Genomic DNA, 10,952 nt, shown 5'->3' on the forward strand with positions numbered 1-10,952 from the left:
GCATACCTGCACAATTTAAAACCATGAGTATTTATGGAGATGCGCAGGCTTTCCGCGACAGGTTTGAATCGGGCTGGGTAGGACTGGGAGGCGTTATATTGAGAGATGTTGCCGGAAGCGGCAATCTAACCTCCACCAAGGTGTATGGCTCTGCGGCATATCATCAAATGCTGGGCAGTACCGGATTGCTTTCCGTTGGATTTAATATAGGATGGGCAAACAAAAGAGTGGATGTAACAAAGTTTACCTTCGATAACCAGTGGAATGGAAAATTTTTTGATGCCGGCGCCCCGAGCGGAGAAAATTTTTCCGCAACCAATATCAGCTACCTTGATGTGCAGGTTGGACTGAACTATGCTTATTTTCCAACCGATAATATTTACCTCCATGCAGGTGTTTCCGTACACCACGTAAACAGTCCCAAAGAATCATTTTTCAACAGCGCTTCGGGGTACAACAATGCTATAGCGCGCAGGTATATCGCTTTTGCAGATGCCGTGCTGAAAGTAAACGACAGGGTAATAGTAAGCCCCGGCGCCTATTTTACCACGCAGGCAAAAGCAAGGGAGTTGACGCTCGGGCTTCACGCCAATTATAATTTATCGGGTGATGGAGAAAAACAGGTGATCGGTGGACTGTATTATCGTGGCAGCGACGCGGTTATTCCAATGATCGGTTTTCAATGGAAATCAGTGAGGCTTATGTTCTCCTACGATGCTACTACATCTTCCCTTAAAAACTATAATAATATGCGGGGAGCGTCCGAATTTGCCTTGTTGTATTACGGGTACTACAACCAGTATAACCAAAGCTTAAGGCAAATGCAATGCCCCGTGCCGCGGTTTTAGCAACCTCTTACCCTCTTACCCTCTTACTTTCTTACCCTCTTACTTTCTTGCGATCTTACACATCTTACCCCTATATCGGCTCTTCCACTCCCTGCCTCCTTTCTCCTTTACCGGAGTATAATTTAAAGTTGCCCTTGCTTTCAAAGTACTCTTTATATTTCTTCCTGTATTTCTTGGTGACCTTTTTCGACTGTTTCACATCATTGATATACAGATCGCCATTTTTAATTTCAATAGAATAAGGTTTGCCGTTTTCTATCAACCCGTCTTTTTCAAGATCGTTTGTAAAGGCTTTTATCCGATGTAAGGACATTTTGGCTTTCTGCAAACTTTGCGTGGCATTCTGTAAATTTATTTTAAGATCATGATCAATGCTGAGCTGCATTTGTTTCAGGTTCTGATCTGCCATAGCTTTGGCCTTGCTCAATTGCAATTTTATATTATCTAAGTGTATATCATTTTCAAGCACTATCCTTTTATTCACATCTGCCAACGCATGCCGGGTATCCTTCTCTATCTGCTTCCAGTTTATATGATCAATGGCTTTCCGGTAAGTGTTTTCCACTTTATTCCAGTCCTTATTCCGGAGTTCAGCCTCAAGTTTTTGCAGGCGGGATTCCACATTTCTTAGAGCTTCTTTAATAGACCGGGTATCTAATTCCATATCCAGAACGGACTGATCATCCAGGGTGCTTCCCTCAGATTTTAGGTCTGCAGGGATGGTATCTCCGGCTGATCTGAAGACAGGTGTCTGAAAATCTTGAAAGCTGCGAAAAGGGCCGCCCTCCTTTACGTCGTAACCAGTTAACGAAAAAGATACGACAAGCAGTGAAATGATCAAAAGCCCAAAAACATATTTGCGGCGCATTGAAGTACGAGGTGTCATAACCAGAATTTTAAGAAAATGATTAATTACGATTAATTTCGTATAAAAATACGATAATCTTCGTAATAACAAAATAACGGGGAATATTTTTATTTTCAACCGGACAAGCCAGGATCCAAAAGGACGAAAACAGAAAGATGAATTCTTTTTCCTTTAAATCATTTATCCGTGTTATGTTATAAGAGAAATGAAAATCTCTTTGACCTCCTTCGGGGTCATAAAATCAGTTGGACTATAGATTATAAAGCTAAGACCCTTTCAGGGTCAAACATCAATTCCCCCAGGCAATTTCTACGGGTGGATTCTTCTCATCCCGAAGGGATGAAAGGTTTATAAACCAGGCACAGGCAAAGAAGTTTCGACCCCAACGGGGTCGAATCGCATATTATTCTTGTCATACAAAATATTGTTGATCATCTCTTTGACCTCCTTCGGGGCCATAAATCAGTTCGCCTGTTTAGGTTATAAGCCTAAGGCCCTTTCAGGATCAAACATCAACACATATTCTGTAATCGGCATCCCTGGGAATTGCGATCATTTCCATTACATGTACGATAAACTCAAGTTGAGCAAGTCAGAACCAAAAAGAGAAGAACTAAAAGCAGAATTTTCTATTTTTCTCCGAAATGCTCATCCGGGCTGTTTTACAGGAGTAGTAAAAAATATATTGCCCTTTCTGATTAAATTTGAGTGGTTGATACCAAAACCCGGACATTGGGATAGAACAGGTTCTATCGCAGTAAAAACTGAACTGTGTGCGGGGATTGTTGTTTGAGCACTATATATTTTCCGGCAGTCATTTCAGCTGCGGTTTCCTCTGTATAGTGGCGTATGGTCAACAGGCTAAGACCCTTTTCTACCTGTACATCAAAGATCTCTGATGCTGCAGCCGCCAACTGACCAATTTCATCTTCCATATCATCAATACAAACCATCAGCGTTACAGCGTCTGTTTGTATAAGGTTTGGTGTGATGTTTTTTTGCGCCAGCAAATGATACAACCGCGATACAGCGTGTTCGCCGATAAATGAAAAATCCCGGGAATGCAAATGAAGCAAAGCCTGGTTTTGCTTAATAACAAAAACAGGCGGCAGGTTTTTTATCGTTTTATGATGAATAACCGTTCCGGGCAGTGCCGGGTCAATAAAACATTTTACTACCAACGGAATGTTTTTATTTTCAAGGGGCTTAATGGTCTTGGGATGAATGACCTGCGCTCCATAGTAAGCCATCTCTATAAGTTCATCGTAGCTGAGTTCAGGCATAACAACAGCCGCAGGAAATATTTTGGGATCGGCATTCATGATGCCGGCCACATCCTTCCAGATAGTAACGTCTTCGGCGCCGAGCAGATTTCCAAAAACCGCGGCGCTGTAATCGCTTCCTTCCCGCCCTAATGTGGTACTTTCATTTTCATCCGTAGCTCCAATAAAGCCCTGGGTAACAACAATATCGTATTCATCAAAAAAAGGGACGACTTTATCACGAATGTTTTTTTCTGTTTGCTCCCGGTCAATACCGGCATTCCTGAAATGATCATCCGTTCTGAAAATATCCCTTACATCTGTCCATATATTGTTTATGCCCTGCTCATTGAGATACGCACTGATAATGGTGCTCGAAAAAAGCTCGCCAACGCATACGATCTGATCATAGTAATAATCAAAATCCTTCACCGGCTTATCGTGCAGCGCCCATTCTACTTCTGTAAAAAAGTCGAGCAGGCGTGCATCCGTTGCATTGGCACTGGTAACAAGTAGATATTTAGCAGTATTTAAATGCTGTTTTTTAATGTGTTCAAACAATTGCAGGGCTTCTTCCTTCCTGCCGTCAAAGAATGCTTTCACAACTTTTTCCAGCGCGTTGGTGGTTTTTCCCATAGCAGAAATCACAACCATTTTTTTATCATCGGGGTACAAACGCAGTATATCCGCAAGCTGTCTGATCCGGTCTACATTGTTCACACTGGCGCCGCCGAATTTAAATATCTTCATTCACTCTGTTTTTTGCTGCAATTTAATAATTTGCCATAATCCTTAACTGCATTATCTTGCCGGTCATGCAGGGAAAAGAAATCATTACGGTAAAGGATCTTGTAAAAAATTATGGCCATTTTGAAGCTGTAAAAGGGATCAGCTTTAGCGTGTATGAGGGAGAGATATTCGGATTGCTGGGTCCTAACGGCGCGGGAAAATCTTCTACCCTTGAAATCATGGAAACCCTTCGTAAGAAAACAAGTGGCGAAGTAGTAATAGATGGCTATAACCTGGATAAAAATGCCGATAAAATAAAACAGGTCATCGGGGTGCAATTACAAACCTCGGGATTTTACCCCGGGCTTAATCTTGTGCAGCTGATCGCTCTTTTCAGCGGGTTATACAATGAACCGGTTAATGCAACCGAATTGCTGCAACTGGTTAACCTTGAAGATAAAGCCAGGAACAAATACAAGGAACTCAGCGGCGGACAAAAGCAACGTTTTTCCATAGCCACTACTTTGATCAACAAGCCAAGAGTTATTTTTTTAGATGAACCCACAACAGGGCTTGATCCGCAGGCGCGAAGAAATCTCTGGGAACTGATAAAAGATATCCGCTCAAAGGGAACCACCATCATTATTACCACACATTATATGGATGAGGCGGAAATACTTTGTGACAGGGTGGCCATTATGGACCAGGGAAAGATCATTGCGCTGCATTCGCCCGACCGGCTGATTGATGACCTGGTAGCATCGGGGTTTGAAAGACCAAAAGAAGTGAAAAAAGCCAATCTTGAGGATGTATTCATCCATCTTACAGGACATGCTTTACGACATGAATAATCTAAAAACAAACAGCATACAGCATGATAAAAAAGGTTTCAGACAATATTATCTACGGTACAGTTGCCGGCGCACTTATCACATTATTCCCTGCGTGTTCATCCATTAAAGAAATGGCTGCCAACACCTCACATATTGTAGTTGCTGAAGCCAGCCCTCAGGCTCCTGTATTATCGAATGCATTAGACAGCTTAAGCTATGCTTTAGGTATGATTGATGCTACTTTCTTTAGATCGCAGGGTGTTGATACGATCAATTATGCTTTAATGAATAGGGGCTTTAACGAAGTGCTGAAAGAGAAAAAAACATTATTAACCAGTCAACAGGCGGATATGACAGTAAGAGAGCAACTACAGGCATTTATGCGCAAAAAATCGCGGGCTGCTATTGATGAAGGAGAAAAGTTCCTGACGGAAAACAAAAAAAGAGACGGCGTAAAAGTCACGCCCAGTGGTCTTCAGTACGAGGTACTGCAATTAGGAACCGGTCCCAGGCCTGCCGATACCAGCACAGTAAAAGTGCACTACGAAGGCTTTTTGATCAATGGCAAAAAATTCGACAGCTCACGCGACAGGGGCGAATCCATTTCTTTTGCGCTGAACCAGGTTATCAAAGGCTGGACGGAAGGCGTGCAGCTCATGCCCGTTGGGTCGCGATTTAAGTTTTATATTCCCTACACCCTGGGCTATGGCGAACAGGGAGCCGGTAGCAGCATACCCGGAGGCTCCGCACTGATCTTTGATGTGGAGTTGATAGATATTGTAAATTAGGGAGGTGAATTGTGAATAGTGAATTGTGAGTAGTGAGTGGTGAGTAGTGAGTGGTGAATTGTGAATGTGAGGATGAGTGTTATACCGATCATCTTCCCGCGGTGTTAAACGTGAAATCACTTTCACCTCTGTCTCCGTCTGACTGGAGTCATCCGGACAGGCTCTCACTTTTCACGATATCCATTTCCGCTGAACAATAACAGCATGTACTGCATACCGTTATTCAAACTATTATGACAAATGATCCCCGTTATCCGATCGGGAAGTATATACCCGAGCCTTTTTCTGAACAAAGAAAGGAAGACCGGATAGCCGATATCAGGCTTCTGCCGCAGTGGCTTGAAAATGCGCTGCTGAATTTAGATGAGCAGCAATTGCAAACGCCCTACAGGGAAGGCGGGTGGGCTATACAGCAGTTGGTGCATCATGTAGCCGACAGCCATATTAATGCTTATTGCCGTTTTAGGCTGGGCATAACAGAAACCAACCCGTCAATAAGGCCTTACGATGAAAAATTGTGGGCCGAATTGCCCGATGTGCGCCATCTGCCCGTAAATATTTCTATTACACTCCTGCATGCGCTTCATGCCCGGTGGCATTATCTCTTAGAGCAGCTTACAACAAAGGATTGGGAAAGAACGGTATTTCATCCCGAACAAAAGAAAACAATAACGCTTTGGGATTTATTGGGCATTTATGCCTGGCATGGCAAACATCACACAGCACATGTAACCAGGCTAAGAGAAGAAAAAAACTGGTGATGCCTGTATCATATACCTCGCATCTTCTCACCTTTCACCTCTCACGTTCTCTCCTTCCCTTTCACCCTATGCCTTCCACCCTATACCTCTATCGATTAACGCCCCGCCTCCGGCAATGGCTTCCTGGGCAATTTTTCATCCCGCATAGCGGCATTATATACAAATGCAGCAATAATGGTAGCCGCCTGTTTCAGATCATCTGCCAGCAAATGATCATAAGAATCCATATTGGTATGATGCGTACGGGTACTGTATTCAACAGGATCCTGGATAAACTGGAAGCCGGGTATGCCAGCAGCATCAAAAGACAGGTGGTCGGTGCCGCCCGTATTGCTTATCGTTACTGTTCCGGCGCCCAGATCCCTGAAAGGTTCAAACCATTGCGAAAAGATGGTTCGGCATGCTTCATTTCCCTGGAGATAAATGCCTCTTATTTTCCCGGTGCCATTATCTAAATTAAAGTACGTTGATATTTTAGTATGCCCGGGTTTGAGTTCCATAGTAGCGGGATCGGCCAGGTGGTTTTTAACATAGTTCCGTGAACCATGCAGGCCCTGCTCTTCACCGCTCCACAATGCTATTCGAATGGTACGCCGCGGCTGTATGCCCAACGTTTTTAGTATACGCACAGCTTCCATCATTACAGCCGACCCCGAAGCATTATCCGTTGCCCCGGTTGCGCCTTGCCACGAGTCGAGATGCGCTCCCAGCATTACCACTTCGTCCTTCAGCTCCCTGTCTGTTCCCTTAATTTCCGCAAGCACATTATATCCTTTGGTATCATCCGTAATAAAACGCGTTTGTATATCTGCTTCTACCTCTACCGGGATATTGGCCTGCAGCAATCTTACTATGCTCTTATAATCTTCCACTGCCACCATAATATCCGTAAAATTTTCCGGGTCATCTTTCCCGTATGGCCCGCCACCCTGTACAAACAGCGTTCCGTCACGGCCACGCATACTGTATGTTAGTATGGCAAGCGCACCTTCCTTTTTAGCCACTTCCTTTATATCATTCTGCAGTGCAATAGTGCTTCTTCCGCTTCGTACAGGACGTGCAGGCCGCGGATACGCAGGAATGGTTGGTTTTCTGTCGGACATCGCTTTCAATTCTTCATCGGTATACCTTCGGGCATCTGCTTTAAAACCCGGCATTAAAGTATCGTGCTGGTTGATGATAATGATCTTATTGGCCAGCTTCCCGCTGTATTTGCTCACAAAATCAGCAGAGTCCCCGGCATCAACCAGCATAACTTCAGCCTTTTTAAATCCGCCTGTTCCGCTTGTCCAGGCTTTCGGGAATGCGATCATTGGCCTGTAGTAGGGTTTTGTTTGCGCTACGTACATTTTTTGCAGTTCCCAGCCCTTGCCAAATTCGCCCCAGGGTTCCAGCACCGCATTTTCCAGTCCCCAGCCTGCCAATTGCTCTTTTGCCCAATTGGCCGCCCTGCTAAAACCCGGTGATATGGTGAGCCGGGGCCCGCTTACATCTGTTAACCGAAAAGCAATGTCCATCACTTTGGAATGATGAAGACCCTCATTCCTGATGCGTTGTATCATTCCCTGGTCAATTTTTTCCTGGGCATCCGCCAGGTAAAAAGTGCCGATCGCAAAAAAGAATAAAAAGATGATTTTTTTCATATAGGTGATTTTGGCAACTCTATAAGCAGATAAAAAGCTTGAATCTTTTTAATCATGAGTTATTTTCGATGAAGATAAAAAACCCTGATTTATGACTGCCCTCATTTACATATTAGCAATATTTGCTTTTACCAGTCTCTTTATTGGGTTTGCAATTACTATTTCAGACTTTAAAAAGAGGTACAATGCTGAGCGGAAGCATGCAGGGAGCGGGGTGAAATGAGTCAAGGCCAGTTCAGTTCATTAATTCACTGATATCCTATCCTTATCTCAGCACAACAGAATCTTTTACCGATCCGCAGGTGAGCATTTTACTCCCGAAATACGGATTTTTAATTTCTGTTGAATTGCTCAGCCAGTCTGCCCCGGCGTCATTGAAAGCCATAGGGCAATGCAGGAGATATACTTTTTCTTCAGCGTACCTCACCGTCCTGGTAAGATCAAACAAATTAGCCGAGATCATCTGGAAAGATTTGCGCTTATCCTCTATGTTGGTTTCGCCCATTAAGCCCTTACTCTCACTGTTAATGCCATCTGTATAGGTTTTTGCCGTAGGGATGATAATATTATTCGTATCAGTTTTTTTCAGTTCATCCAGTTTCAGTTCATCGGCCGACTGCAGGAGCAGGGCCGCGGACTGGTTGGCGGCGGCAGTATCGCTGGCAACCAAAGCATCGCGAAGGCTGTAATACCGGTCGAGCACATTTTTAAAAGATGCATTAAAGGCATCCGAATGCACAGCCGGCTTTTCAACAGGTGGCACATCAGCCGTTACTTCAGCTTCTTTTTCTTTGTTTTTGCAGGCAAACAAGAACAATACCGCTATGATGTACATTACCTTATTCATCGGATAATAATTTTCCACAAACCTACTGAAAAAGATCGTTAAAAAGATTGGCAGACAATTTGCAGAAATATCAATGGCTGAAACCCCTTCCCGTCAACCTCAGACCTGATACCTGATACCTCAGACCTTCTACCCCTTAAACGTTCTCTTCATTGCCCGGTACATGGTTGCAGCGCTCCAGTCGCCGGGAACGATCATACGGCGAATGGTATACAATGGTTCGGTTGAATCGCGTTTGGTTGACAATTGAAAAGCCGCTTTTATGTTGTATTTCTTTAATTCAGGTATGGCTTCCTTGTTCCATGCGCCGAAAGGATAAGCAAAATACTGTACGGGCCTGCCTGTAATTTCTTCCAGTTGCCTGGCAGGTTTAACGATCTGCGTTTCCCAATCATCTTCTTTATATTTTTTTACATTTTTGTGATCCCAGGTGTGTGAAGCAATTACATGGCCTTCGTCCGACAATTCTTTAACCTGCGCCCTGTTCATGTAAATAGAACGACCCAAAGAAACGGTCATAATAAAAAACACGCCTTTGAACCCGTGTTTTTTCATTTCGGGAGCGGCAATTTTATATTGGTCCAGGTCGCTGTCGTCGTAGGTGAGCATAATGGGTTTTGCAGGCAGTGGTTTCCCGGTAGTGAGGTAAGCATACAAATCGTCGGGCAGCACAGTCTGGTAGCCGCTGTCGGCCAATAACTGCAACTGGCTTTTGAAAACGGCAGGAGGTACTACCACGTCTTTCACGCCTCTTGATTCATTTCCTCTCCATTCCCTGATCTGGTGATAGCACAGTACCGGCACTTCGGGGCGCTCCATTATTGTTGCCGCATCCGCTACAGCGTTTTCCGCAACGATGGATTGGATCATGGCGGTGTTGGGTGTTACCAGTTCGGGTATAAGCGGCGCTTTTTGCCGGCAGGCATATGCCAATAAAATAACTGCAAAAAATATAAAAACGTTTTTCATATTTCCATTAACGATGATCGCCATAAAAAGGTATATAAAAGACCGGATTAGCTATAAAATTACCGGGGCAGCATGGCATAATGATGCATGGCTTGCACAACTTTTATTTCGGCGGCGCAAAGCTACAGACATTCTTCTTTATCAAACATCTGTAAATAAAATTTTGTGCATTGTTTAAGCCGGGCAGGAGCAAAGCCGGTAAGCTTACTTACATTTGCGGGATATACAGAAAGCAATGGAGTTATCTCTTAAAAATAAAAATGCTGTTGTGTGCGGCAGCACACGGGGCATAGGTCTGGCAATAGCAAAGGAGCTGGCCCTTGCAGGAGCGAATTGCATTTTATTTGCACGCAATGAAGGATTACTAAAGGAAATTGTACATCGTTTGCCCGGTAACAGCGGCCAGGAGCACGATTACCGTGTAGCCGATTTTTCTGAGCCTGCTGCGGTAAAAGCAGCTATTGAATCGGTGGTTTCAAAAATAAACATTCATATTCTCATCAATAACACCGGCGGACCGCCTCCCGGGCCTATCGCCGAAGCTTCGGCGGATACATTTGAGAATGCTTTTCGCCAGCATATTATCATCAGTCAATTGCTGGCGCAATGCGTTTTGCCCGGCATGAAAAAAGAGGGGTATGGCCGGATAATAAACATCATCTCTACGTCGGTAAAGATCCCGCTGAACAATCTTGGCGTATCCAACACTATACGTGCGGCAGTGGCAGCATGGGCTAAAACCTTATCCAATGAAACGGGACAGTATAATATTACCGTAAATAATATATTACCGGGGTCCACCAAAACAGACCGGCTCGACAATTTAATAGAGGAAACAGTAAAAAAGGAACATACCGGGAGGGAAATGGTTGAAAAGGAAATGACTGATAAGATCCCGCTAAAACGGTTTGGGCTACCCGAAGAAATAGCAAATGTGGCTGCTTTTCTCGCTTCTCCTGCAGCTTCCTACGTGAACGGCGCAAGCATTCCCGTGGATGGGGGCAGAACGGGAAGCATATAGGGGGGGTGAGTAGTGAGTGGTGAGTGGTGAGTAGTGAGTACCTTACACCTTATGCCCCACACCTCATACCTAACGGACTAATACGGCGAAGGACTTACTGAAGTCCAGCCACCGTCCACTACAAGGCTTTGCCCGGTTATATGTCTTGATGCAGGAGATACAAGAAACAAAGCAGCATTGGCAATGTCCTGCACCTGTGCCGGCCGCCCCATGGGTGTAATGCGGCTCCATACCGGCACATATTCCGGGTCATCGCCTGTGCGTTCGGTTACAGTAGCGCCGGGCGCTATAGCATTCACCGAAATATTGTGCTCCGAAAGTTCCACTACAAGCGTTTTGGCCAACATTTCAAGCGCAGCTTTGGTCATGCCATACGCTGCCAG

The 10,952-nt window shown here is 44.5% G+C and carries 11 protein-coding genes; 5 read left to right on the forward strand and 6 right to left on the reverse strand.

Features of this window, described 5'->3' with window-relative positions; genetic code table 11:
* The coding region (locus tag PLH26_RS15980; protein ID WP_324587030.1) for a PorP/SprF family type IX secretion system membrane protein at window positions 1-848 on the forward strand (848 nt) is incomplete at its 5' end.
* A gap of 70 nt (window positions 849-918) precedes the next feature.
* On the opposite strand, the gene PLH26_RS15985 is transcribed toward PLH26_RS15980, so the two are convergent.
* Together PLH26_RS15985 and PLH26_RS15990 are read right to left on the reverse strand one after the other, a co-directional pair.
* Window positions 919-1,734 (reverse strand): hypothetical protein, encoded by an 816-nt coding sequence (locus PLH26_RS15985; RefSeq protein ID WP_324587031.1) that lies wholly within the window; start codon window positions 1,732-1,734, stop codon window positions 919-921.
* A gap of 731 nt (window positions 1,735-2,465) precedes the next feature.
* The gene (locus PLH26_RS15990) at window positions 2,466-3,728 is read right to left on the reverse strand and encodes an aspartate kinase (protein WP_324587032.1); all 1,263 of its coding nucleotides are present in this window, start codon (window positions 3,726-3,728) and stop codon (window positions 2,466-2,468) included.
* 65 nt (window positions 3,729-3,793) lie between these two features.
* Here PLH26_RS15990 and PLH26_RS15995 point away from each other — a divergent pair, with 65 nt between their 5' ends.
* From PLH26_RS15995 to PLH26_RS16005, 3 genes are all read left to right on the forward strand, one after another.
* Window positions 3,794-4,558, forward strand: coding sequence for an ABC transporter ATP-binding protein (locus PLH26_RS15995; RefSeq protein ID WP_324587033.1), 765 nt, complete (start codon window positions 3,794-3,796; stop codon window positions 4,556-4,558).
* A gap of 23 nt (window positions 4,559-4,581) precedes the next feature.
* Window positions 4,582-5,328 carry a BamJ family beta-barrel-assembly machinery protein gene (gene bamJ, locus PLH26_RS16000; protein WP_324587034.1) on the forward strand — a complete coding sequence of 249 codons (747 nt, stop codon included), beginning with the start codon at window positions 4,582-4,584 and terminating at the stop codon, window positions 5,326-5,328.
* Window positions 5,329-5,561: 233 nt separating this feature from the next.
* Window positions 5,562-6,089 carry a YfiT family bacillithiol transferase gene (locus PLH26_RS16005; protein WP_324587035.1) on the forward strand — a complete coding sequence of 176 codons (528 nt, stop codon included), beginning with the start codon at window positions 5,562-5,564 and terminating at the stop codon, window positions 6,087-6,089.
* A 95-nt stretch (window positions 6,090-6,184) separates the two neighbouring features.
* Here the strand turns inward: PLH26_RS16005 and PLH26_RS16010 are convergent, their stop codons facing one another.
* The 3 genes from PLH26_RS16010 to PLH26_RS16020 form a co-directional block, all read right to left on the reverse strand.
* Window positions 6,185-7,732, reverse strand: a complete 1,548-nt coding sequence (locus PLH26_RS16010; RefSeq protein ID WP_324587036.1) for a M28 family metallopeptidase — start codon at window positions 7,730-7,732, stop codon at window positions 6,185-6,187.
* Between the two features lie 265 nt (window positions 7,733-7,997).
* On the reverse strand, window positions 7,998-8,579 hold the full coding sequence (locus PLH26_RS16015) for a DUF3347 domain-containing protein (RefSeq protein ID WP_324587037.1): 582 nt from the start codon (window positions 8,577-8,579) through the stop codon (window positions 7,998-8,000).
* Window positions 8,580-8,708: 129 nt separating this feature from the next.
* Window positions 8,709-9,572 (reverse strand): polysaccharide deacetylase family protein, encoded by an 864-nt coding sequence (locus PLH26_RS16020; RefSeq protein ID WP_324587038.1) that lies wholly within the window; start codon window positions 9,570-9,572, stop codon window positions 8,709-8,711.
* A 211-nt stretch (window positions 9,573-9,783) separates the two neighbouring features.
* On the opposite strand from PLH26_RS16020, the gene PLH26_RS16025 reads away from it, so the two are divergent.
* The gene (locus tag PLH26_RS16025) at window positions 9,784-10,569 is read left to right on the forward strand and encodes an SDR family oxidoreductase (protein WP_324587039.1); all 786 of its coding nucleotides are present in this window, start codon (window positions 9,784-9,786) and stop codon (window positions 10,567-10,569) included.
* Window positions 10,570-10,646: 77 nt separating this feature from the next.
* Here PLH26_RS16025 and PLH26_RS16030 read toward each other — a convergent pair.
* Window positions 10,647-10,952: SDR family NAD(P)-dependent oxidoreductase (locus PLH26_RS16030; protein ID WP_324587040.1), on the reverse strand; the 306-nt coding region annotated here is incomplete at its 5' end.

Source organism: Agriterribacter sp., assembly GCF_035444585.1.
Taxonomy (GTDB): Bacteria; Bacteroidota; Bacteroidia; order Chitinophagales; family Chitinophagaceae; genus Agriterribacter.

Coding starts and splice junctions, on each gene's coding strand:
- PLH26_RS15990 (WP_324587032.1), bottom strand. CDS start 3,728: ATGAAGATATTTAAATTCGGCGGCGCCAGTGTGAACAATGTAGACCGG.
- PLH26_RS15995 (WP_324587033.1), top strand. CDS start 3,794: ATGCAGGGAAAAGAAATCATTACGGTAAAGGATCTTGTAAAAAATTAT.
- bamJ (WP_324587034.1), top strand. CDS start 4,582: ATGATAAAAAAGGTTTCAGACAATATTATCTACGGTACAGTTGCCGGC.
- PLH26_RS15985 (WP_324587031.1), bottom strand. CDS start 1,734: ATGACACCTCGTACTTCAATGCGCCGCAAATATGTTTTTGGGCTTTTG.
- PLH26_RS16020 (WP_324587038.1), bottom strand. CDS start 9,572: ATGGCGATCATCGTTAATGGAAATATGAAAAACGTTTTTATATTTTTT.
- PLH26_RS16005 (WP_324587035.1), top strand. CDS start 5,562: ATGACAAATGATCCCCGTTATCCGATCGGGAAGTATATACCCGAGCCT.
- PLH26_RS16025 (WP_324587039.1), top strand. CDS start 9,784: ATGGAGTTATCTCTTAAAAATAAAAATGCTGTTGTGTGCGGCAGCACA.
- PLH26_RS16010 (WP_324587036.1), bottom strand. CDS start 7,732: ATGAAAAAAATCATCTTTTTATTCTTTTTTGCGATCGGCACTTTTTAC.
- PLH26_RS16015 (WP_324587037.1), bottom strand. CDS start 8,579: ATGAATAAGGTAATGTACATCATAGCGGTATTGTTCTTGTTTGCCTGC.